The sequence below is a fragment of the Mycolicibacterium sediminis genome, assembly GCF_010731735.1.
GTDB classification, from domain to species: domain Bacteria; phylum Actinomycetota; class Actinomycetes; order Mycobacteriales; family Mycobacteriaceae; genus Mycobacterium; species Mycobacterium sediminis.
Genome location: NZ_AP022588.1, coordinates 3,197,312 through 3,219,869, shown reverse-complemented (window position 1 = coordinate 3,219,869; position 22,558 = coordinate 3,197,312). Strand labels below are relative to the sequence as shown.

General features: G+C 69.3%; 24 protein-coding genes. 15 read left to right on the top strand and 9 right to left on the bottom strand.

Annotated features, from left to right (window positions below; genetic code table 11):
• Positions 1 to 3 precede the first annotated feature (3 nt).
• Entirely contained in the window at positions 4 to 1,425 is a 1,422-nt protein-coding gene (locus G6N64_RS15435) for a CYTH and CHAD domain-containing protein (RefSeq protein WP_246230663.1), read from the bottom strand.
• A gap of 43 nt (positions 1,426 to 1,468) precedes the next feature.
• On the opposite strand from G6N64_RS15435, the gene G6N64_RS15430 reads away from it, so the two are divergent.
• The 6 genes from G6N64_RS15430 (at position 1,469) to G6N64_RS15400 (ending at position 8,528) form a co-directional block, all read left to right on the top strand.
• Positions 1,469 to 1,978 carry a nitroreductase/quinone reductase family protein gene (locus G6N64_RS15430; protein ID WP_163797845.1) on the top strand — a complete coding sequence of 170 codons (510 nt, stop codon included), beginning with the start codon at positions 1,469 to 1,471 and terminating at the stop codon, positions 1,976 to 1,978.
• 45 nt (positions 1,979 to 2,023) lie between these two features.
• Positions 2,024 to 2,875 carry an ABC transporter substrate-binding protein gene (locus tag G6N64_RS15425; protein ID WP_163797844.1) on the top strand — a complete coding sequence of 284 codons (852 nt, stop codon included), beginning with the start codon at positions 2,024 to 2,026 and terminating at the stop codon, positions 2,873 to 2,875.
• The gene (locus G6N64_RS15420; RefSeq protein ID WP_163797843.1) at positions 2,872 to 3,708 is read left to right on the top strand and encodes an amino acid ABC transporter permease; all 837 of its coding nucleotides are present in this window, start codon (positions 2,872 to 2,874) and stop codon (positions 3,706 to 3,708) included. Before G6N64_RS15425 ends, G6N64_RS15420 begins: the two co-directional genes overlap by 4 nt.
• The gene (locus G6N64_RS15415) at positions 3,705 to 4,445 is read left to right on the top strand and encodes an amino acid ABC transporter ATP-binding protein (protein ID WP_197748273.1); all 741 of its coding nucleotides are present in this window, start codon (positions 3,705 to 3,707) and stop codon (positions 4,443 to 4,445) included. Before G6N64_RS15420 ends, G6N64_RS15415 begins: the two co-directional genes overlap by 4 nt.
• 106 nt (positions 4,446 to 4,551) lie before the next feature.
• Entirely contained in the window at positions 4,552 to 6,894 is a 2,343-nt protein-coding gene (locus tag G6N64_RS15410) for a putative bifunctional diguanylate cyclase/phosphodiesterase (protein WP_163797842.1), read from the top strand.
• Between the two features lie 110 nt (positions 6,895 to 7,004).
• Entirely contained in the window at positions 7,005 to 8,528 is a 1,524-nt protein-coding gene (locus tag G6N64_RS15400; RefSeq protein ID WP_246230662.1) for a SulP family inorganic anion transporter, read from the top strand.
• A 1-nt stretch (position 8,529) separates the two neighbouring features.
• On the opposite strand, the gene G6N64_RS15395 is transcribed toward G6N64_RS15400, so the two are convergent.
• The 3 genes from G6N64_RS15395 to G6N64_RS15385 all read right to left on the bottom strand — a co-directional run bounded on the left by G6N64_RS15395 (position 8,530) and on the right by G6N64_RS15385 (position 10,829).
• A complete protein-coding gene (locus G6N64_RS15395) occupies positions 8,530 to 9,264 on the bottom strand; it encodes a PAS and ANTAR domain-containing protein (RefSeq protein ID WP_163797841.1) in 735 nt (244 codons plus the stop codon).
• A gap of 43 nt (positions 9,265 to 9,307) precedes the next feature.
• Complete coding sequence (locus G6N64_RS15390) at positions 9,308 to 9,577, bottom strand: DUF1129 domain-containing protein (RefSeq protein WP_163797840.1); 270 nt, start codon at positions 9,575 to 9,577, stop codon at positions 9,308 to 9,310.
• Between the two features lie 145 nt (positions 9,578 to 9,722).
• Positions 9,723 to 10,829 (bottom strand): GGDEF domain-containing protein, encoded by a 1,107-nt coding sequence (locus G6N64_RS15385; RefSeq protein WP_163797839.1) that lies wholly within the window; start codon positions 10,827 to 10,829, stop codon positions 9,723 to 9,725.
• Positions 10,830 to 10,952: 123 nt separating this feature from the next.
• Here G6N64_RS15385 and G6N64_RS15380 point away from each other — a divergent pair, with 123 nt between their 5' ends.
• From G6N64_RS15380 to G6N64_RS15355, 6 genes are read left to right on the top strand one after another with little or no spacing between them, the layout of a single operon-like run.
• Positions 10,953 to 12,413 (top strand): MFS transporter, encoded by a 1,461-nt coding sequence (locus tag G6N64_RS15380; protein WP_163797838.1) that lies wholly within the window; start codon positions 10,953 to 10,955, stop codon positions 12,411 to 12,413.
• A 31-nt stretch (positions 12,414 to 12,444) separates the two neighbouring features.
• Entirely contained in the window at positions 12,445 to 12,945 is a 501-nt protein-coding gene (locus G6N64_RS15375; protein WP_163797837.1) for a nitroreductase/quinone reductase family protein, read from the top strand.
• Between the two features lie 39 nt (positions 12,946 to 12,984).
• Entirely contained in the window at positions 12,985 to 14,055 is a 1,071-nt protein-coding gene (locus G6N64_RS15370) for an aldo/keto reductase (protein WP_163797836.1), read from the top strand.
• Positions 14,056 to 14,112: 57 nt separating this feature from the next.
• Positions 14,113 to 15,024, top strand: coding sequence for a 2-hydroxyacid dehydrogenase (locus G6N64_RS15365; RefSeq protein WP_163797835.1), 912 nt, complete (start codon positions 14,113 to 14,115; stop codon positions 15,022 to 15,024).
• Between the two features lie 8 nt (positions 15,025 to 15,032).
• Positions 15,033 to 15,794 carry a DUF1684 domain-containing protein gene (locus G6N64_RS15360; RefSeq protein WP_409370807.1) on the top strand — a complete coding sequence of 254 codons (762 nt, stop codon included), beginning with the start codon at positions 15,033 to 15,035 and terminating at the stop codon, positions 15,792 to 15,794.
• 56 nt (positions 15,795 to 15,850) lie between these two features.
• Entirely contained in the window at positions 15,851 to 16,060 is a 210-nt protein-coding gene (locus G6N64_RS15355) for a dodecin (protein ID WP_163797833.1), read from the top strand.
• 13 nt (positions 16,061 to 16,073) lie between these two features.
• Here G6N64_RS15355 and G6N64_RS15350 read toward each other — a convergent pair whose 3' ends face one another.
• Positions 16,074 to 16,556 (bottom strand): lipoprotein LpqH, encoded by a 483-nt coding sequence (locus G6N64_RS15350; RefSeq protein ID WP_163797832.1) that lies wholly within the window; start codon positions 16,554 to 16,556, stop codon positions 16,074 to 16,076.
• Positions 16,557 to 16,703: 147 nt separating this feature from the next.
• Here G6N64_RS15350 and G6N64_RS15345 point away from each other — a divergent pair, with 147 nt between their 5' ends.
• Complete coding sequence (locus G6N64_RS15345) at positions 16,704 to 18,083, top strand: MFS transporter (RefSeq protein ID WP_163797831.1); 1,380 nt, start codon at positions 16,704 to 16,706, stop codon at positions 18,081 to 18,083.
• 65 nt (positions 18,084 to 18,148) lie between these two features.
• Here G6N64_RS15345 and G6N64_RS15340 read toward each other — a convergent pair whose 3' ends face one another.
• On the bottom strand, positions 18,149 to 18,346 hold the full coding sequence (locus G6N64_RS15340) for a hypothetical protein (protein WP_163794992.1): 198 nt from the start codon (positions 18,344 to 18,346) through the stop codon (positions 18,149 to 18,151).
• A 108-nt stretch (positions 18,347 to 18,454) separates the two neighbouring features.
• Positions 18,455 to 19,198: an SDR family oxidoreductase gene (locus G6N64_RS15335; RefSeq protein ID WP_163797830.1), complete on the bottom strand. Its 744-nt coding sequence runs from the start codon at positions 19,196 to 19,198 to the stop codon at positions 18,455 to 18,457.
• A gap of 97 nt (positions 19,199 to 19,295) precedes the next feature.
• On the opposite strand from G6N64_RS15335, the gene G6N64_RS15330 reads away from it, so the two are divergent.
• Positions 19,296 to 19,871: a TetR/AcrR family transcriptional regulator gene (locus G6N64_RS15330; RefSeq protein ID WP_163797829.1), complete on the top strand. Its 576-nt coding sequence runs from the start codon at positions 19,296 to 19,298 to the stop codon at positions 19,869 to 19,871.
• A gap of 3 nt (positions 19,872 to 19,874) precedes the next feature.
• On the opposite strand, the gene G6N64_RS15325 is transcribed toward G6N64_RS15330, so the two are convergent.
• Positions 19,875 to 20,852: a tripartite tricarboxylate transporter substrate binding protein gene (locus G6N64_RS15325; protein WP_163797828.1), complete on the bottom strand. Its 978-nt coding sequence runs from the start codon at positions 20,850 to 20,852 to the stop codon at positions 19,875 to 19,877.
• 205 nt (positions 20,853 to 21,057) lie between these two features.
• On the opposite strand from G6N64_RS15325, the gene G6N64_RS15320 reads away from it, so the two are divergent.
• A complete protein-coding gene (locus tag G6N64_RS15320) occupies positions 21,058 to 21,321 on the top strand; it encodes a hypothetical protein (protein ID WP_163797827.1) in 264 nt (87 codons plus the stop codon).
• A 104-nt stretch (positions 21,322 to 21,425) separates the two neighbouring features.
• Here the strand turns inward: G6N64_RS15320 and G6N64_RS15315 are convergent, their stop codons facing one another.
• Positions 21,426 to 22,166, bottom strand: a complete 741-nt coding sequence (locus G6N64_RS15315; protein ID WP_163797826.1) for a TMEM165/GDT1 family protein — start codon at positions 22,164 to 22,166, stop codon at positions 21,426 to 21,428.
• Positions 22,167 to 22,558 lie beyond the last annotated feature (392 nt).

Genomic DNA, 22,558 nt, shown 5'->3' with positions numbered 1-22,558 from the left:
GGGTCACCGGCGGACGCGGACGCGGACCCGGCATTCGGCGGCGAGGCGTTCCTCACGGGCGTACAGCAGGCCGAAGGTGAAGCCGTTCTCGCGCGGCGCGATGCCCGCGGCAGCACCCATCCGGCGCAACAGCTCCCTGGCCACCACCGTGTCCTGGTGGTCGCCGAGCACCGATTGCACCACCTTGTGGCGCTTCATCGTTCGAGCGGCCGACGAGTCGATCGGCGTCACGGCCTCCGCGGCGTAGCGGGCCCGCTTGGCGGCCTTGCGTGCACGATGCAGCAGGGCCGGGTCGTCGCCGTCGAGCGCCGTCGCAAGGCGTCGATCGGCCTTGCGACTCGCCTTGCGCGCCAACGCGCGGAACGCCCGTGCCGACGGCTCGACGGGCACGGGTGACCTGTCGCGCCAGTGCCGGAGTGCCGCCAGCATCGACCGGTACCGGTCCGACGTCATCGCGTCGTCGACCGCCCGGCGGGCAGGCAGCTCGAGACCCGCGAGGTCACTGCGGATGCGCGACCGCACGGGTCCGAGGACCAACTCGTCGGGGACGTCGTCGAGCGCCTCGATGAAGCGCTCCTGCTGGACCTGCGGATCCCGCACCTCGCCGAGAAGTGCTGCGAACCACTTCAGTTCGGGTTCGAGGCCCGCGGCCGCCGGGTCGAGGACGTCGCCGAACACGCGAATCACGCTGCGCAACCGCCGGATGGCGACCCGGGTGTCGTGGATGGGGTCCAGGCCACGGCGCAGGTTCACGTCACCGAGCATCACCTGGTCGAGTTGCGTGGTCACGTAGTCCGCGAGGGCCGCGCCCGCATCGGAGCGCCCGACCGGTGGCGATTCACCGATCGCATGGGCCAGCTTGGACGGGTACGTGGACGGGACCGCTCCCGCGGCACGCAGTCGCTTGCGCAGCTTCTTCGGCACGGCCGTCACGTCGGGGCCCAGTTCCACCTCGACCTCCCGCCACGCCAGCAGAGTGTCGCCGACCGAGGCACGGACGTGGTCGTCGGCGATCTCGAACCGGAGAACCCCCTCCGAGGTCACCTGGTGGCGATCCCGGCGGGTCCGGATCGTCGCGGTCTCGGTCAGCGCGCCGCCGAGCGCAACGCCCCAGAGCGCCCGAACCATCGCCCCGGGTGGCTCGTCGGCGAGCGGCCAGTGCAGTTCGAGTCGCCCGTCACCGGTGGGGACCTTCACCTGCCACCCGGTGTCGTCGTCGCCGTCGCGGCGCCGCATCACGATGCCGTGCGCCAGGAGGTCGCCGTCCGCCGTGTCGTAGTAGGTGCTCGTCAGGTCGACGGTGTCGGTCGACACGTCGCCATGCGCCGCGAGGTCCCCGGCGTCCGGCAGGCGAAAGTCCGCGCCGACGCTCCACTTCCGTTCGCGTTCCAGGTGGTCGCCCATGCCCGTGGCATTGCCCGGCACGCACCCGCCAAACCAGGCGGGCGGGTCACCTAGCATCGGGCGGATGGGCATACCCGAGGTCGATCCGACGGCCGGTTCACCGATGCTGCGCCACGGCGCACGCCTGACGGGCAACAAGCCCGGCCGCTGGCTCGCTCGACGGGTGGCACCACGCATCGATCGCCGGTTGCTCCGGATCAGCAGGGGCCGGGTGTCCACGGCGATGGTCACGCCCGAACTGCTGCTCGTCACCACGGGAGCCAGAACGGGTGCGCGACGGACCACGCCGCTCACCTACTTCACCGACGGCGGCCGTGCCGTCGTCGTGGCGTCCAACTACGGCAGCTCCCGGCATCCGGCCTGGTACTACAACGTCCTCGCGCATCCCACCGTCACGATCTCGGCCGGCGGACATACCGGCACGTTCGTCGGACGGGAGGTGTCCGGGCCCGAGCGGGACCGGCTGTGGGACCTGGCCACCACCTTCATCCCCTCCTACGCGCAGTACGAGGAACTGGCCGGGAGCCGCACGATCCCGATCGTCGCGTTCACGCCAGACCCGATGACCGGTTGAGTCCAACCGTGGCGCCCGGCGCACGGGTAGGCGATGATGCCGCCCATGCGCAATGAACTCTGGTGCCTGCTGGCGGCGGCCACCCTCACCGCTGCCGGCTGTGCCCCCGCGGACGAACCGTCGTCGAGCAGCCCGTCCCAGCCCGCCACCGCCGCGGACTGCACGAAGGACTCGCTGGCCACGTTGACTCCGGGCAGGATCACCTTCGGCACCGACCAGCCCGCCTATGCGCCCTGGTTCGTCGACGACGACCCGGCCAACGGCAAGGGCTTCGAGTCCGCCGTCGCCTATGCGGTCGCCGACCGGCTGGGGTACGCCAAGGAGGACGTCACGTGGGTGCGCGTCCCGTTCAACGCCGCGATCGCACCGGGTCCGAAGACGTTCGACGCGAACCTCAACGAGTTCTCCATCACCGACGAACGCAAGCAGGCCGTGGACTTCTCGTCCCCCTACTTCAACGTCACCCAGGCCGTCGTCGCCATCGCGTCGTCCCCCGCGGCCGGAGTGACCACGCTGGACGGACTGAAGGGCCTCAAGCTCGGCGCCCAGGTGGGGACCACCAGCTACACCGCCGCCCAGGCCATCGATCCGGGCGTCGCGGTGTTCAACAACAACGACGACGGGAAGGCGGCACTGTCGAACGGGCAGATCGACGGGCTCGTCGTCGACCTCCCGACGGCCTTCGCGGTGCAGGCCGAGTTGCCGGGCGGCGTCATCGTGGGCCAGCTCCCCGCGGGCACCGAGAAGGAGGAGCAGTTCGGGATCGTCCTCGACAAGGGCAGCTCGCTGACGCCGTGCGTGTCCAAGGCCGTCGACACCCTCGGCGACGACGGCGAGCTGTTCAAGCTGCAGAAGGTGTGGCTCACCGGGGCGGGCAACGCACCGGTCCTGTCGTGACGACGGTCGACCCCGTCCTCATCGACCGGGCCGCGTACCGACGGTCGCGCGCACGCCGGTCCACGCTGATCGCGTTGCTCTCGACGGTGGTGTTCGCAGCGGTCTTGCTCGTCGCCGTCACGTCGGCGCCGGGATGGTCCCGGGTCCGCGACTCGTTTCTCAATCTGCAGGTCGGGTGGGCCAGCCTGCCCGCCCTCCTGGACGGTCTGTGGCTGAACGTCCGCGTCCTGGTGGTGTGTCAGATCCTGGTCCTCGCCATCGGTCTGGGCCTGGCCGCACTGCGGACGCTGCGCGGACCGGTGTGGTTCCCGGTGCGGGCCTTGGCAACCGGGTACGTCGACCTGTTCCGCGGACTGCCGTTGCTGATCTGCCTCTACCTCGTCGGGTTCGGTCTGCCGGGTCTGCGCCTGACGGGGCTGCCGACGAGTCCGGTGGTGCTCGGCGGTCTCGCGCTCGTCCTCGTCTACTCGGCGTACGTCGCCGAGGTGTTCCGTGCGGGCATCGAGTCCGTCCACCCCAGCCAGCTGGCGGCCGCGAAGTCGCTGGGCCTGAACCATCGGCGCACCATGCGGCTGGTGGTGCTGCCGCAGGCGACCCGCCGGGTGACGCCCGCACTGCTGAACGACTTCGTCGCCCTGCAGAAGGACTGCGGCCTGATCTCCGTCCTCGGCGCCGTGGACGCCGTACGGGCCGCGCAGATCCAGTCGGCCACGACCTACAACTTCACGCCCTACGTCGTAGCCGGACTGCTGTTCGTGGCGCTCGCGGTGCCCTCGGCGAGACTGGCCGACTGGGCGGCGCGGCGCTCGGCGGTCCGGCAGGGGGCGATGTGACGCCGATCCTCTCGGTCCGCGGTCTCACCAAGGCGTACCACGGCACACCCGTGTTAGCCGGCGTGGACCTCGACGTGTCCGAGCACGAGGTGGTGGTCCTGATCGGCGCGTCGGGGTCGGGGAAGTCGACGCTGCTGCGGTGCATCGACCTCCTCGAGGAGATCGACGACGGTCAGATCCTGCTCGACGGCCGGGACATCAGCGACCCCCGCATCGACGCGGACGGAGCGAGACGGGCGATGGGCATGGTGTTCCAGTCGTTCAACCTCTTCCCGCATCTGACCGCGCTCGGCAACGTCGCGCTGGCACCGCGGGTGGTGCACGGCACCGCCCGCCGGGCTGCGCAGGACCGCGGCCGCGAACTCCTGGCGCGGGTCGGGTTGGCCGACCTCGCCGACGCCTACCCGGACAAGCTGTCCGGCGGGCAGCAGCAGCGGGTGGCCATCGCCCGGGCACTCGCCTACGAGCCCCGGTTGCTGCTGCTCGACGAGATCACCAGCGCCCTGGATCCCGAACTCGTCGGTGAAGTCCTGACGCTCGTCGGCGAGCTGGCGGCTGGCGGCGCCACCATCGTGATGGCGACCCACGAGATGGCGTTCGCGCGCGACGTCGCCGACACCGTCTGCTTCCTGGACGGCGGCCGGATCGTCGAAGCGGGGACCGCCGCCCAGGTGTTGACCGACCCCGTCGAGGACCGCACGCGCCAGTTCCTGCGGCGGTTCACCGCCGGCCGTTGACGGTCGCGTCAACCCGACCCTCGCAAAGTTTGCTGTGGCACGTACTGTGGGGTGAGTCGCCCGTGCCACCGTCGGTACGGGCACCGCAGAACGGGCAGGGGGCGGGATGTCGCGATCGAGGCTGCACCTCGCGCTCGCGGTCTGCGGCCTGGCGTTCGCCGTGTTCGCCGCCTGGTTGATCGGCGGCTGGGGCGGCCCCTCGACCGTCGCGGCGGTCAGCGACGTCGGATCGGTGGCCGCCGGAGTGACGGCGGCGACGTTCGCGGCCGTCACCGCGTGGCGATGCCGTGGCCGTCAGCGCAGGGCCTGGGCCGCGCTCACGGTGGCATTGACGGCATGGTTCTTCGGCGACATGGTGTGGGCGTACTACGAACTCGTGCTGGGCGTCGGCACTACGCCCTTCCCGTCGCCGGCCGACGCCGGGTACCTGATCTTCCCGGTCGCCGCGTGCGTGGCGCTGGTACTGCTCCCGATCGGCACCGTGGGTCAATCGCAGCCACGCCTGCTCCTCGACGGCCTGATGGTCGGCGTCTCGCTGTTCGTCATCTTCTGGACACTGGGACTCGAGGCCGTGTTCCACCGGGGCGACGACTCGCTGTTCGCCTTCGCCGTGTCGGTGGCCTACCCGATCGCCGATCTGGTGCTGCTCACGGTGGCGGCGCTGATCCTCACCCGGGCACGCTCGGGCCAACGCGCGGTGGTCACCGTCCTCACCCTGGCCATGGGCGTGATGGCGGTGGCGGACGGCACCTTCGTCCTCGTCAACGCGGACGACGACTACGTCAGCGGCGGCCTCATCGACGTGGGGTGGGCGGCGGGCCTGCTCCTGCTCGCAGTTGCCGCCATGCTCGGATCACGGTCGAGCCACATCGAATTCGGGTTGGCGAGGGCACCGTCGCGGGTGGCCTTCTGGCTGCCCTACGTGCCGTTGCCCGTCGCGATCGTGTGCATCGTGCTGAGCGAGGGCTCCGCGACGCTGGTGGTGGCGTCCATGCTGTTGGTGATCGGCGTGGTGGTCCGCCAGTTCCTGATGGCCGAGGAGAACCGGCGCCTCCTGGCGACGGTCGCCGACCAGGCCTTCCGGGACCCGCTGACCAGGCTGGCGAACCGGGCCCTGTTCCAGGACCGGCTCGGTCACGCGGTGGCCCTTCGCCTCCGGGACGGTCGCCGCGTCGCCGTGCTGTCGGTGGACCTCGACGACTTCAAGCTGGTGAACGACTCCCTGGGACATCCGGCCGGGGATGCTCTGCTCAACGCGGTGGCCGAGCGGATCGTGGGCTGCGTGCGAGCGGGTGACACGGTGGCCCGGGTCGGTGGCGACGAGTTCGCCGTTCTGCTCGAGGACGGCCCCGACGGGCCACTCGTCATGGCGCACCGCATCTTCGACGCGTTCGACGACCCGTTCCCGGTCGACGGGCACGAGGTGTTCATGCGACCGAGCGTGGGGGTGGCGGGCATCACCGACGGTGACGCCGACGCGTCCGCGGAGACCCTGCTGAAGCAGGCGGATCAGGCCATGTACGCGGCGAAGCGCAGTCAGCACGGCGGGGTGGCGACGTTCACCCCGGACATGCAGCTGATCGACCAGCGCGAGGTGGACCCTCCGACCGACCGCGACTTCACCACCCGGCGTAGCGGTTCCGCGGGCCTGCAACTCTTCGCGCAGCTGCGCCGCGCGATCGACCGCGGTGAACTGAGCGTGGTGTATCAGCCGAAGTTCACCGTGTCGACCGGACTCGTGGAGGGCGTCGAGGCACTGGTCCGGTGGGAGCACCCCGACCGGGGGTTGATGATGCCCGGCGACTTCCTACCGCTGGCCCGCCAGAACGGACTCATGGGCGCGCTCACCGAGGCGGTGATCGACCAGGCGGCGCGCGACGCCGGCGGGTGGCGTGCCGCGGGCACCGACGTTCCCTTCGCGGTCAACCTGTTCCCGCCGTCGCTCACCGACCTGGAACTGCCGGGCCGCATCACGAGGATCCTCGACTCCGGGGGGCTGAGCAGCGACTGCCTGACCGTCGAGATCACCGAGGACTTCCTGCTCGGCAACACCCGGCGGGCGCGGACGGTGCTGGACATGTTGCGCGCGTCGGACATCCGCATCTCGATCGACGACTTCGGCAGCGGCTACTCGGCGCTGAGCTACCTGCGGGAGCTGCCGATCGACGAGGTGAAGCTCGATCGCGAGTTCATCGCGCCGATGCTCACCGACGAGCGGGCGGAAGCGATCGTGTGCGCGATGATCGACCTTGCGCACCGACTCGAGATGACCTGCGTCGCAGAGGGAGTGGAGGACGCGGCCACCGCGGCCCGGCTCACCGAGCACGGCTGCGACATCATCCAGGGCTACTGGTGCAGTCCCCCGGTCGCCGCATCGAGCGTGCTCGACGTGGCGCCGCTGTGGCTCACCGCGGCCGCAGGTCGACGGGCAGACCGTCGGCCGGAATAGGTGAACCGACGCAGCCGTCGTGACGGTCATGTCCGCGAACTGCTGACCGATGCACTCGTGCGCGCCACCGCCGAAGGGCGCGAACGCACGAACTGACTACGCTCGGCGTCGTGTCCCTCCCCCAGCCCGCACCGGTGATCCGGGAGGCCGGCGATCCGAGCACGTCGGTGCTGGCCGCGCTGCGGTCCCCCCGACGGTTGAAGACCGAGGTGCTGGCCGGGCTTGTCGTGGCACTGGCGCTCATCCCGGAGGCCATCTCGTTCTCGATCATCGCCGGCGTCGACCCGCGGGTGGGTCTGTTCGCGTCCTTCACGATGGCGGTGACCATTGCCATCACCGGAGGCCGGCCGGCCATGATCTCGGCGGCGACCGGCGCCGTCGCCCTGGTGATCGCACCCTTGGTCCGCGAGCACGGACTCGACTACCTCATCGCCACGGTGCTCCTCGCGGGTGTACTGCAGATCGCGCTGAGCGCCGCGGGCGTGGCTCGACTGATGCGCTTCGTCCCCCGCAGCGTCATGGTGGGTTTCGTCAATGCGCTGGCGATCCTCATCTTCGCCTCGCAGCTGCCCTACCTGATCGGCGTCCCCGCGCTGGTCTATCCGCTGGTGGCCGCCGCGCTGCTGGTGATGGTCCTGCTGCCCAGGCTCACCACGGCGATACCCGCCCCGCTGATCGCCATCGTGCTCCTCACCTCGGTGGTCGTGATCTTCCACTTGCACGTCCCCAACGTCGGCGACGAGGGCGAGCTGCCGTCCAGCCTCCCGCAGTTGCTGCTCCCCCAGGTTCCGCTCACCGCCGCGACGCTGGCGATCATCGCTCCCTATGCGTTGGCCATGGCGCTGGTCGGCCTGCTCGAGTCCCTGATGACCGCCAAGCTGGTCGACGACATCACCGACACCCACAGCAACAAGACCCGCGAGGGGTGGGGGCAGGGTGTCGCGAACGTCGTCACCGGGCTGTTCGGCGGCATGGGTGGGTGCGCCATGATCGGCCAGACGATGATCAACGTGAAGGTGTCGGGGGCACGCACCCGCATCTCGACGTTCCTGGCCGGGCTCTTCCTGCTGGGGCTGGTGGTGGGACTCGGCGACGTCGTCGGGACCATCCCGATGGCGGCCCTCGTCGCGGTGATGATCATGGTGTCGGTGGGCACCTTCGACTGGCACAGCGTGCACCCGTCCACCCTGCGCAGAATGCCGCGCAGCGAGACGCTGGTGATGGTCGCCACCGTGGTGGTGACCGTGGCCACCAGCAACCTCGCCTACGGCGTGATCGTCGGATCCGTCACCGCGATGGTCCTGTTCGCCCGCCGCGTCGCCCACCTCGTCACCGTCGAGAAGGTCGACACACCCGAGACCGACGACGACACCGTCGTCTATCGAGTTACCGGCGCGCTCTTCTTCGCCTCGAGCAACGATCTCGTCTACCAGTTCGACTACACCGGCGACCCACACCACGTCGTCATCGACATGACCGACTCGCACATCTGGGACGCCTCGACCGTCGCCGCCCTGGATGCGGTCACGACGAGGTACCGGGCCCGGGGCAAGGAGGTCGAGATCGTCGGCCTCGACGCCGACTCGGCCGACCGGCGGGACCGCCTATCGGGACGGCTCGGCGCGCCCGAGTGACCTACTGCTCGTCCGGGGTCTGCAGCGTCATCAGGTAGTGGTCGACGGGAACGCGTGCGCCGTCCGGCACCTTCAGCAGTCCGGGCAGTTCCGCGACGAGCTTCTCGGCGATGACCAGGAGCTTGACGTTGGTCTCCTGCGACCGCCACCGGAGCACGCTGAACGCGGCGTCGGCATCCAGGTCGTACAGCAGCTGAAGCATGCCCTTCGCCTGGTCGATGACCTCCCGATGGGCGACGATCACCGAGAGTTCTTCGCTGACGGTCTGCTGGATCTCGGAGTCGACGCTGGCGGTGATGTCGATGTAGAAGCCGCGCGTCGCGGTCGTCTCACCGTCGGGTCCGGTGACGGCCTCCCCGACGACGACGACGCTGCGGGTGTCGCCGCCCGTGGTGATGATGCGATGCCTGCTGCTGAACGGTGCGGCGGACTGCACGAGCAGTCCCTTCACCTTGGCCAGGTCGTCGGGGTGCTTGTGGCCTAGCACGAGTTCGGTGGTGGGCGTGACCTCGCCGGGCTCGTACCCATGCATCCGGGCGACGGTGTCCGACCACGTCCACGTGTCGGTGGCGTAGTGGTACTCGAACCGGCCGACGCGCTGCGGCGCGCCGCCCTGGAGGGCCTGGTCGATGGGCTGGACGGCCACCCCGTCGGTCGAGGGCAGTTCGTCGTGCACGACGATCTCGCCCGGGACGTCGTCGTCATCGGGGATCGACGGGGTGTGTTCGAGGACCACGGGCAGAGATTATCGCGCGCGTCAGCGCCGGAGCCGACGCCGCCTAGGTGACCGGGCCGAGGTCCTCGGGACGTTCCGGGGTCCCGGTGCTGATCTGGAGGGACAGCCGCCGGTGCCGGACCACCGTCCAGGCGATGCCCGCGACCATGGCGATCACCGCGACGGTGAGCGCCCCGGCGGCCGGACCACCGTGGCCGGTGGCCAGCGCCGTCAGACCCGACGCGAGGGCGAACAGGCTGAGGACGATCAACCCGTAGCCCGGCCAGCTGGTCCGGTCCTTGAGCGTCTCACCGGCGACGGGCCCCGCGCCCACGAGGGATCCTGCCGAGTCGTGTCCGTTGTTGTTCGTCATGTTGGTTGGACGCGGCCGGCGGCCGATAACGCACGCCCGGACCCCTGTCTCGTACGTCACACCATGGGAACCCGCCGGTCAGCGCACCAGCGCGACCCGCGTCCGGTCAGTCCTCCCGGGGCGGGGCCAGCACCGTCAGTGCGGGGTCGATGGCGTCGCGCGTCTGGTTTCCGCCGGCCCGGCGCGCCTCGAACATGGCCGAGATGGCGATGTTCAGCAGTTCCTCGACGACGTCGTCGGTGGGCACCGCGGCCAGCGGTTCGAGTGGCGTGCACACCACGCCCACGCTGGCGGTCAACCCCGAGCGCGAGTTCGCGACGGCTCCGCGGATGCGCTCGGCCAGCGGATGCGGGTCGCGGGTGGTGAACAGATCGGCGACCCAGAACTCGGCGTCGCCGGGGTGTGCGATGACCGCGTCCCGGCGGGCGGTCTCACGGAGGGCCCTGGCGACGCCGACGCGTGCGCCGTCGGCCTCGGCCCGGCCCCGCACGTCCACCATCAGCGAGTACCCGTCGAGGTTGACCACGACGACGACGAGCTGGCGGTCGTCGTCGCGGGTGCGGGCCCCGATCAGACCCGACACCCTCTCGAAGAAGGCGTGCCGACCGGGCAGGCCGGTGACCGGCTCGAGGTCGCCGTAGGGCGTGTCGTTGGCGATCAGCCGGACCACCATGCGGCAGGCGAAGACGGCGAACACGTTCACCAGGACGATCAACAGCACCGTGGCCACCGCCATGGACACGTCGTCCTCGGCCAGGCGCACCGCCAGGTACGCCAGCGCGCCCGCCCCGACGGTCCACGTGAAGATCAGCAGTCGCAGCGAGTGGAACACCACGACGAAGGACCCGAGCACCGCGTACGTCGTGACACCCAGGATGCCCAGGGAGTGCGACGGGACGACGATGGACGACGCCGCGATGCACACGGTGCCCACGACCACGCAGGCCCACGAGACGCGCCGGCTCGGCCAGCCCGGCCGCAGCCACAGCAGCGCCATCACGACGCAGCACGACGACACCCCGGCCATGACGACCATCCCCGCGGCGCTGCCGGGCCCGAGCACGCCGAGCGAGAGGATCGGACCGATCGCACCGAGACCGAAGATGCTCGCCGCGACGGCGCGGCACGTCCGCCTCTGCAGGTCGTGGGCGGCGAGGAAGGCGGTCAGCCAGTAGTAGTGGTCGCCGCCGCGCCGCCACCCGCTCGCGTTCATCACCCGTCACCGTTCGTCGCTCGTACGTCGATCCGCCCGTGGGTCCACAGTCTCTCGTGGACGGGTTTGAACGACGGTTGCCGGTGGCACTCCGGACCTCGGGCGCGCACCGGGGAGGTCGGGATGGCATCTGGAGTCGAACTCGGTCGGATCGAGACCGACATCCCGGCGCGCATGGATCGGCTGCCGTGGGCGCGATGGCACTGGCTCGTGGTCATCGGCCTGGGCACCGTGTGGATCCTCGACGGCCTCGAGGTGACCATCGTCGGGTCGATGTCGGACGCCTTGAAGTCGACCGACACCGGACTCGGGCTGAGCAGCTCGCAGATCGGTCTCGCCGGTGCGGTGTACGTGGCGGGCGCATGCGTCGGCGCGCTGTTCTTCGGCCAGCTCACCGACCGCTTCGGCCGCAAGAAGCTGTTCCTCGTCACTCTCGGCGTGTACATCTTCGCGACCGTGCTGACCGCGTTCTCGATGAACCCCATGTGGTACTTCGCGGCGCGGTTCCTGACCGGGGCGGGGATCGGTGGGGAGTACGCCGCGATCAACTCCGCCATCGACGAACTGATCCCCGCGCAGTACCGGGGCCGGGTCGACGTCGTCATCAACGGCTCCTTCTGGATCGGCGCGGCGGGTGGTGCGCTGCTGACCATTCCACTGCTCGACCCGACGGTGATCGACGCCGAGTGGGGCTGGCGACTGGCGTTCGGTCTCGGGGCGATACTCGGCGTCGGCGTTCTGCTGGTGCGCCGCCACGTCCCCGAGAGCCCGCGCTGGTTGTTCATCCACGGCCGGGAGGACGAGGGTGAGCGCATCGTCGCCCAGATCGAGGACGGCATCACCCGCGAGAAGGGGCCTCTGGCGGAGGTGTCGGACACCATCACGATCCGGCAGCGCAAGACGATCGGCATCGCCCTCATCGCCAAGACGGTGTTCACAATGTATCCCCGGCGGACCGTGCTGTGCTTTGCCCTGTTCGTCGGCCAGGCCTTCCTCTACAACGCCTTCTACTTCACCTACGGCGACACCCTTTCGACCTTCTTCGGCGTCGAGCAGACCGGCTACTACATCGCGATCTTCGCCGCCAGCAACTTCATCGGGGCGTTGGCGCTGAGCCCGTTGTTCGACACCGTGGGCCGGGTCCGGATGATCGCGGGCACCTACATCCTGTCCGGTGTCCTGCTCGCCGTCGTCGGCTTCTTCCTCGGCTCGGTCACCGCGGTGACCCTGACGCTGTTCGGCGCGATCATCTTCTTCTTCGCCTCGGCGGGAGCGAGTTCGGCGTATCTGACTGCCAGCGAGGTGTTCCCGATGGAGACACGCGCGCTCTGCATCGCGTTCTTCTATGCGATCGGCACCGCGGTCGGCGGCATCACGGGTCCGCTCCTGTTCGGCGTCCTGATCGAGAACGCGTCCGGAAGTGGCGACATCACCGGGATCGCACCCGGATACTTCCTCGGGGGTGCTCTGATGGTCATCGCGGGCGTCGTCGAGATCTTCTTGGGCGTCAAGGCCGAAGGGCAGAGTCTCGAGTCCATCGCCCGACCGCTGACCGCCGACGACGACGCACCCGCACCGGCCTGACGGCCCCGACCACCCATCAGGAGACACCGCAATGGCCGATGCCGACGCCGCAGCCATCCGAGCCGAAGTCGGCGACTGGACTCGGCAGCACCTGAACACCTACCTGCGATCCGGTGGCGCCGAGGGGCACGTCGTCGACATCAGTTCGGTGGGTGGGCACGCGATGACGACCCACTGCCTGATCCGGTGCGCCGGGCGCAAGTCCGGCACACCGCGAGTCACCCCGCTGATCTACGGCAACGTCGCCGGGGAGATCGTGATCGTCGCGTCCAAGGGCGGCGCCGACGACCATCCCCAGTGGTACCTCAACATCCTCGACAGCGAGACGATCGACGTTCAGATCGCCACCCAGGCGTTCGAGGCCACGTGGCGGGAACCCGTCGACGACGAGCGGCACTCCGTCTGGTCCTACATGACCCATCTCTACCCGCCCTACCTCGCCTACCAGTCGTCCACGACCCGCCACATCCCGATCGTGATGCTGAAGACGGTGCGGGCCATCGACGTGTTCCGCGCGCACGGCGAGCCGTGAGGGCATGGCGCGCGGCGGTCCGGTGAATACGATGGGGTGATGTCCGAAGACCTCGCCATCGCAGACGTCCCCTTCACCAACGACCCCTGGGTGGCGGCGCGAGACCGCTACGACGCGATGCCCTATCGCCGGGTGGGCACGTCCGGCCTGCTGCTGCCCGCGATGTCGCTGGGACTCTGGTACAACTTCGGCGACAACCGCCCCTTCGACGGGCAGCGCGAGATCCTGCGCTATGCCTTCGACCACGGCATCACGCACTTCGACCTGGCCAACAACTACGGCCCGCCCTACGGGTCGGCCGAGGAGAACTTCGGCCGGATGCTGCGACGCGACTTCAAGCCGTACCGCAACGAACTGATCATCTCCACCAAGGCCGGCTGGGACATGTGGCCGGGCCCCTATGGACAACTCGGCGGACGGGCGTATCTGCTTGCGAGCCTTGATGCCTCGCTCGATCGTCTCGGCCTGGACTACGTCGACGTCTTCTACTCGCACCGCATCGACCCGGTGACCCCCCTCGAGGAGACCATCGGCGCACTCGACACGGCCGTGCGGTCGGGCAAGGCCCGCTACGTGGGCATCTCGTCCTACTCGGCGGCCAAGACAGCCGAGGCGGCGGCGATCGCGAGCCGGCTGGGGACACCGCTGGTGATCCACCAGCCGTCCTACTCCCTGCTGAACCGGTGGATCGAGGGCGGGCTCACCGCCGAACTCGGCAAGGCCGGCATGGGGGCCATCGCGTTCACCGCACTCGCGCAGGGCCTGTTGACCAACCGCTACCTCGAGCAGCCGGCCGGCGACGTCGACCGCGCGACGGCCCGACCCACCTTCGACGACGAGCTGGTCACCGACGAGGTGCTCGGTCGGCTTCGCGGGCTCGCGGGCATCGCCGAACGTCGCGGACAGTCCCTGGCGCAGCTCGCGTTGGCCTGGGTGCTGCGCGATCCCGCGGTGACCTCCACGCTGATCGGGGCGTCGAGCGTCGCGCAGCTGAAGGAGAACCTGGCCGCGCTCGACAACCTGGAGTTCTCGCCGAAGGAACTGACCGAGATCGACCGTTACGCCTCGGATTCCGGCATCGACCTGTGGCGGGAGAGTTCCGACGTCTGACGGCCGACGAAATACCCGGCGCGCCCGCGTGGTTGGGCCCGGGGAAGGAGGACGACCGTGAAGGTACTGGTACCCGACGACCTGGGTCTCGAGGCGCTGGCGGATTCGACGACGATCGAGGCGGTCCGCTACGAGCCCGGCGAGCCGTGGCCCGCCGACCACGTCGACGCGCCGGTGGTGGTCGTCGGCTTCGAACACGCCGACGCCATCGGGGCGAGGTTCGCCGAGCTGACCGACCTGCGCCTGGTGCAGACCCTCAACGCCGGCTACGAGCAGTGGCTCCGCCATCTTCCCGACGGCGTCATGCTGTCCAACGGTCGTGGCGCGCATGGTGGTTCGACGGCCGAGTGGACGGTCGCCGTGCTGCTCGCGATCTACCGCGAGCTGCCCACGTTCGCCGCGGACCAGGCCGAGGGCGTCTGGCGGCCACGACACACCGAGACCCTGATCAACAAGCGCGTGGTCGTGCTGGGCGCTGGTGATCTCGGCGCCAACCTGGCCGCGAGGCTCGCGCCGTTCGAGGCTGAGGTGACCCTGGTCGGGCGGAGCGCACGGCCGGGTGTCGTCGCGCTCAGAGAAGTCGACGCGCTCCTGCCGACTGCCGACGTCGTGGTCGCGATGCTGCCCGACAGCGACGAGACGCGCCACCTCGTCGACGCCGGGTTCCTGGCCAAGCTGGGCGACGGCGCCGTCGTGGTGAACGCGGGGCGTGGCAGCGCGGTCGATCCCGAGGCGTTGCTCGCCGAACTGGTCTCCGGGCGATTGCGCGCCGCCCTCGACGTCACCGAACCAGAGCCTCTGCCGGCCGGCCATCCGCTGTGGTCCGCGCCCGGATTGATCCTCACCCCGCACGTCGCGGGCAGCACCGCGGGCGCCTGGGAGCGGGCATGGCAGGTGGCCCGCCGCCAGATCGACGCCTATGTCGCAGGCGGGACACCACCCAATCTGGTTGCCGGACAACCGCACTGAAGGGACCGATGATGACCATCACCGATCGGACGGACTTCGCCGCCGAGTGGGCGCAGTGGCACGAGGAGCGCGAACGCTACTACGCCGAACCTCTGGGCTGGGTGGCCATCACCGGCCTGCACTGGCTCTCCGAGGACTTCGAGACCATCGCCGACCTCCCGGGTCGGTGGCGCGCCGACGCCGACGCGGTGTACGTCGAGGGCATCGAGGGGACGACGCGGCTCGAACCCGTCGAGGGGGCACCCGGACTGCTCGTCGAGGACGGTCGCCGTCGCATCGAGGTGATCCGCCGAACCGGTTCGGTGGCCCTGCGGGTGCACGACCCCGAGTCGCCGCAGCTGGCCGCGTTCGAGGGCATCCCCGCCTATCCGCCGAGCGAACGGTGGCGGGTCGAGGGCAGGTTCACCCCGTATGCGGAGCCGTCGACGGTGACGACCGGTGCGGTCGTCGAAGGTCTCGAGCACCACCACAGTGCCGTCGGCGTCGTCGACTTCGAGGTCGACGGGTCGACCCACCGGCTCGTTGCGTTCGTCGGGAAGCAGGGCGGCCTGCAGGTGCTGTTCACCGATGCCACGAGCGGCGTGACCACCTATCCGGCCGCCAGGTCGCTGGCGGTGAGCGCCCCCGAGCCCGACGGCGTCGTCGTCCTCGACTTCAACCGGGCGGCCAACCTGCCGTGTTCGTTCACCGACTATGCGACGTGCCCGGTGGCACCCGCGGAGAACAGGTTGGGCGTCGCGGTGGAGGCCGGGGAGAAGAACCCCCGCTGAGAATCCCGTCGAGTTTTTCCGCCCCGCCGCCGTCGCATACGTGATCGACTCAGCACATGAGTGAGCACACCTACCGCGTCATCGAGATCGTCGGCACGTCACCCGACGGGATCGACACCGCCATCCGCAACGGGATCAGCCGCGCCGCACGCACCACCCGCAACCTCGACTGGTTCGAGGTCGCGTCGGTGCGCGGCGAGATCGAGGACGGCGCCGTGGCGCACTTTCAGGTGTCCCTGAAGGTCGGCTTCCGCATCGAGGACTGACGGGCGCGAATCCTCAGCAGCTGGTACGGATCTCGAACTTCGCGGTTCCGGGTGTCCGCGAGGTGCCGTCGTCGAAGGTGCCCTCGGCGGACCCCGAGATGGTGACCGTGTCGTTGCGGATCTCGGCCTTCGCGTTACCGAAGGTCGCGGTCGAGAACCCGCCGGTGAAGCCGTCGAGACCGGTGAGCTGTACCGACAGTGGGGTCACCTCGCCGCCGGTCTGCACCTGCGCGGTGAATCCCGGGGACTTCTCCTCGGTCTCGATGAACCAGACCCACCCGGTCTGGTTGCACGTGATCGTCGGTTGCTCGCCGAGCGCCTTCCCGTCGATGGTCACGCGCGCGGTGTGCACGCCGAGTGCCGACGCGCTGGCCGCGCACCCCGTGAGCAACACTGCGGCGGCGAACAGGGCGGCGACCGCCGGCGTTCGCCGGGCCGACCGACCATCACGACTGATGTGCGCGCCCTCGCGCGTCGTGCTCTGGGAAGGTTCCATGCCGCAGGATACCCACCAGCGTGACGCCACTGCGGGAAAACACGTCCTCCGTCGCAACCACGTCACGTTCGCGGGGACTGCTCCGATCTCCGGCGCCGCGACACAGAACCGGCCCGGGTGCGCCGACGGTTCCGTATCCTTCCGCGGATGACCGATGCGACTGAAAGCCCCCTCGCGCCCAGCGGTCCGACTCGCGCGCCGACGACCACGCGCCGGGCGGTTCTGAACACCGTACGAGGATCGGCCGGCAACCTGGTCGAGTGGTACGACGTCTACGTCTACACCGTCTTCGCCACGTACTTCGAGGCGCAGTTCTTCGATCAGGACGACGAGAACTCGACGCTCTACATCTACGCGATCTTCGCGGTCACGTTCCTCATGCGACCGGTCGGCTCGTGGTTCTTCGGCCGCTACGCCGACCGGCGCGGACGCAAGTCCGCCCTGATGCTGAGCATCACGATCATGTCCGCGTGTTCCTTCCTGGTCGCGATCATGCCGACCCGTGACGTCATCGGATACTGGGCGGCCATCGTCCTGATCGCCGCGCGGCTCGTGCAGGGCTTCGCGACCGGCGGCGAGTACGGCACGTCGGCGACGTACATGTCCGAGGCAGCCACCGCGAACCGACGGGGCTTCCTATCGTCGTTCCAGTACGTCACGCTCGTCGGCGGTCACGTCCTCGCGCAGTTCACGCTTCTGATCGCGCTCAGCGCGCTCGACGTCGACGCCGTCACCGACTGGGGTTGGCGTATCGGCTTCTTCATCGGCGGCATCGCCGCGCTCGTCGTGCTGTGGTTGCGCCGGTCGATGGACGAGTCGCTGAGCGAGTCGCACCTCGACGCCATCCGCGCCGGCAAGGATCAGGCGGCGGGTTCGCTCAAGACGCTGTTCACCGTTCATTGGCGACCACTGCTGATGGTCTTCCTGATCACCGCGGGCGGCACGGTCGCGTTCTACACGTACACGATCAACGCACCGGCGATCGTCAAGTCGACGTTCGGCAAGGACCAGGCGCTGACGGGTACGTGGATCAACCTGCTGGGGCTGATCTTCTTGATGCTGCTGCAGCCCCTCGGCGGACTGCTCAGTGACCGGGTCGGCCGCAAGCCGCTACTGGTGTTCTTCGGCATCGGCGGCGTGCTCTACACCTACGTCCTCCTGACGTACCTGCCGCAGACCCATTCGCCGCTGGTGGCGTTCGCGCTGACGGCGGTCGGGTACGTCATCCTGACCGGATACACGTCGGTCAACGCGATCGTGAAGGCGGAGCTGTTCCCCGCGGAGATTCGGGCGCTGGGCGTCGGATTGGGTTACGCGCTGGCCAATTCGGCGTTCGGCGGCACCGCACCGCTGCTATATCAGGGCGCGAAGTCGGGCGGCAACGTCGGCTGGTTCATCGTCTACGTCACCGTGGTGATCGCGGTGAGCCTGTCGGTCTACGTGTTCTGGCTCAAGAACAAGAGCCTCACCGTGCTGGACCGCGAGCAGGGCAGCGCCTGGGCGCTCCCCCACTCCCGAACCGGCTAGGCCCGCACGCGAACCGGCCCGCCGCGACGGATCGCTGGCGGGCCGGAGTGGTCGTGCGGAACGGGTTAGCGGTGGTTTCGGTGAATGATGATGAACTGCGGGTAGATCTGCACGTGCGGGGCGACGGCCGTCAGTTGGCTGTTGCCCGGCGAGGTGCACTGGGTGGCCGAACCGACGTCGGCGCAGGAGAGCGGGGTTGCGGCCGCGGCGGGAGCCGCGACGATCGCTACCGCGGCTGCTCCTGCCGCGAGCAGCGGGGTCATGAGTCGAACTATGGCGCGCATGGGAAAACAGGTCCTTCGTGATCGTGAAGCCAAGCGATCTGCTGGTGCTACACGATGTCCAACGCCGGACCTGGTCAGCGCATTCCGCTACGCCGTGGCGGCAGCGTCGAAGCCGGCGAGCTTCACGGCGAGGTAGGCGTTGAAGGCCTCCGAACCGTCACTGAGGCGGGACTTGACGTCGAGGGAGTCGTCGTCGGCGAGGACTTCGAATGCGCCGGTGGCGACACCGTCGTACGCCTGACCCACGACACTCTCGGCGCTGACCTTCGGCACGTCCCAGCGGGTCGTCATGGGCGTGTCGATCATCCCCACGATCACGCCGGTGACCACGGTCCCGGCGGGTGCCAGCTCCGCCCGCAGCGCATTGGTCGCCGACCACATCGCCGCCTTGGACGCGGCGTACACCGTGGGCAGCGGAAGCCACGCGGCCAGGGACAGCACGTTGAGCAACCCGCCGCCGCCGTTGGCGGCCAGCACCGGTGCGAACGCCTTCGCGACGCGCAGGTTGCCGAAGTAGTTGGTCTCGAAGACGCGGCGCGCCACGTCCTCGTCGCCCGTGAGCACCGAAGCGTCGTCGGCCGGAGCGATCGCGGCGTTGTTCACGACGAGGTCCACGTCGGTGGCGGCCTCCGCCACTGCGGCCACCGAGGCCCGGTCGGTCAGATCGAGCGCGAGCGGCACGATGCGGTCGTCGCCCCAGACCTTCGGGTTCCGCGCGGTGGCGTACACCCGACGAGCCCCACGCTCGAGGGCCTGTCGCACGAACTGGTCGCCGAGTCCGCCGTTGGCGCCCGTCACGAGCACCGTCCGACCATCGAGTCGCTCTGCCATCGTCACTCCTGCGGTAGGGTTCAGCCTAAGTGGGGTAACTCCCCAGTTCGAGTATGTGGGGACACTCCCCACTTTGTCGAGGCGCGGAGGTGTGACCGTGACCACACAACCGGCGCGACCCCTCCGGGCGGACGCGCGACGCAACCGGGATGCGATCCTCCACGCTGCTCAGGCGGTCTTCGAGGTCGAGGGCATTTACGCACCCATCGACGGAATCGCCACCGCCGCAGGCGTCGGCAACGCCACTCTGTATCGCAACTTCCCCACCCGCAATGACCTCCTCGCCGCGGTGATCGAGACGAGCATCGGCGAACTGCTCGACGACTCGGCGGAACTCGAGCGCGCGACGGCGGCGGACGACGCCCTGCGCGAGTGGCTCGGCCGTCTCGCGTGGCAGCTGCGCATCTGGAACGACCTGCCCACGTGCATCGCCACGTCCATCGAGGACTCGACCTCCCCCGTGCAGAGCGTCGCCACCCGTCTCACCAATCGCACGGGCGACTTCCTCGACCGTGCCCGACGCGACGGGACGGCATCCGAGGCCGTCACGGCCGACGAACTCTTCGAACTCGTCACCGCGATCTCCTGGGCCATCGATCGCTTCGGCGACGACAGGGAGCGCGCACACCGCCGGGTGGCGCTGGCCACCGCCGGCGTGTTCCGCCCGCGCTGACCGTCAGCGGCGCTCCTCCGCGATCGCGGCCGCCACGTCGGCCTGCGTCTCGGCCAGGAAGGTCTGGAATTCGTCGCCGACCATGAAGGTGGTGGTGAACTGACTGCGTTCGGCGATGTCGCGCCAGGTGGGCGTGAGCACCATCTCGCCGAGCACCCGCTGCCAGTACGCGACGGCGACCGCAGGCATTCCGGGCGGCCCATAGAGACCGCGCCAGTTGGAGAGGGTGACGTCCAGCCCCTGCTCCCTGGCCGTCGGAGCGTCGAGACCGGGGAGCCGGTCTTCGGCCAACACTCCCAGCGCCCGAAGGTCTCCCGCCTTCAGCGGGTCCACGAATTCACTGACGCCGGAGATCGCCACGGCTGCGCGTCCGTCGCGCAGCGCCGAGGTCTGGTCGCCGCCACCCTCGAAGTCGGCGTAGTCGACCGAGGCGGGGTCAGCACCCGCTGCGGCGACGAGGAGGTCGAACGGGGCGTGGTCGTCACCCGCAGCGGCGACGGCGACGCGCGACGGGTCGGACCTGATGGCGGCCATCAGGTCGGTCAGATTCGCGAAGGGCGATCCCGCCGGGACGACCACGACGAAGTACTCCGTCATCAGACGGGCGATCATGGTGACGTCGCGGTATCCGTACGGCGACACGCCGCGCAACTGGTTGAGCATCATCGACAGCGATGTCACCGATACCTGGTCGTCGGCGCCGCGGTACTGGTCGATCATCGTGGCGAGGAAGTCGGCGCCGGTGGCTCCGGGCCTGTTCTGAACGGGCAGAGGCACGTTCACGAGCCCCTCCCTCTGGAGGGTGTCGACGACGGAGCGGATCGTGAGGTCGAATCCGCTTCCCGGATTCGCACCGGCCGTCATGGTCACCGGCCCCGTGGGATAGGCGTCGGCGTGCGAATTGGGCACCTCACCGACGGTGCCCGACGTGGCGACGACCAGTGCTGCAATGGCCACGCCGATGGCAGTCCTGATGGTCACGCGTGCGCTCCTCCGTCGTGGGGTCGTCCCCGCGCCCACTGCGCCGGGAGCAACACTTCAGGAATCTGTACACCGGATCTCGGTCGGTGTCTCGACGTTGACGCAGTCGGTGGCGCCACGGATCTTGGGATCGGTAGCCGCGACGCCCGGATGTACTCATCCCGTGCCGACGCCACCAGGGCCTCGCGAAGAAGGGAAGCAACCGATGAACACCGTTCTCACTCGTGTCCAGGAGCAGGTCAGCCGCGTCGATCGCTCACGGAGCCTGCTGATCGGCATCTCCGCCGGGCTCACTGCGCTGTGGTCGCTGTACCGCGTCTTCTGGCTGTTCTACTCGATGTCCGTGCTCTCGGGCGTCGGGTATTCGTCCGGCTCGCTGATCTTCTCGACCGTCTTCTGGGGCGCGATCGCCGTCGTCGCGGGGGGCGTGTCGGCGGTGTTCCTCATCCGCTACCTCAAGACCACCTGACGGGTGCCGACACGGGCCGCTGGGAACAGCGGCCCGTTGCCCCGTTCCGGTTCAGAGCCGAATCAGGTTCTCGCTGCACTGCTTTCCGCGCGTGCGTCGTCGAACTACGACGTTCCCGCAGACGTCGACGTCCGATCGCCGGGCAGGTCGGCCGCCGCGTCGGGCTGGGCACGCAGGACCGCCGGCCGCAGTCGTGCCGGCAGGATGCGCAGGACGAGCGCGAACACCGCCACGGCCGCGACGGCCGACCCGACGATGACCGCGACGGGAGCCGTCGGAACGGAACCCTCGACGAGCATCGCCACGCCGAATGCGATGAACAGCGCGGCGGCGCCGATCTGGATCGTCCGCTCCGGCAGTCGCTTGCCCAGCACCGCGCCCACCAGGATTGCCAGACCGTCCGCGGCGACCATCCCGAGGGTCGATCCGATCCACACGCCCACCCAGTCGTTGTCCGCCGCCAGCGTGATCGTGGCGAGCATGGTCTTGTCCCCGAGTTCGGCGAGCATGAAGGCGGACGTCACGACGAAGAAGGCGGGTGCGCTCGCGCGCTGCGCACGGGTCCGCTCCTCGTCGGTGAGCGAGTCCCCGCGCAGTGTCCAGAGCCCGAAGAAGACGAACATGAGTCCCGCGATGATCCCCAGCAGTCCGGTGGGCAGCGCGGCGCCCACGAAGTGCCCGATGGCCACGGACAGCACGTGGACTGCGGTGGTCGCGACCGTGATGGCGCCGAGCACGACCCACCAGCGGTAGCGCAGCGCGAACATCATCGCCATGAGCTGGGACTTGTCGCCGAGTTCGGCGATGAATATGACGCCGAAGCTCAGCAGTAGAGCAGCGAGCACGTCGACTCCTCGATCTCGGGGCGCCGCTCGGAAGTGTGATCACCTCCGGCCGACGACCTCGCGGTCCGTGGCCGAAGGTCTCGCCCACCGGCCGTGGCCGGTTCGGATGACCGGGCCGGTGCCCGAGGGCGTGGCCAGTATGTCGATCATCCGATTGGGGGCTACTCCCCTTCGCTTCGCTCACCATAGCCGCCACCCCCGTGTCGCCGCAACTCGTCTGCCGCGAATATGGCTATGCGCCAGTACTTTTGGGTTGGGTACACCAGAAGTTCGGGTTACCGGAAACGGGCGCTCAGCGTTGCCCAAACCTTCAGGAGGGACGCCCGCACGCCCGAGGGGCCGTGCAACGACGCGAGATCTGCCCGATCGTCGTCGAGCGACCGGATGCACGA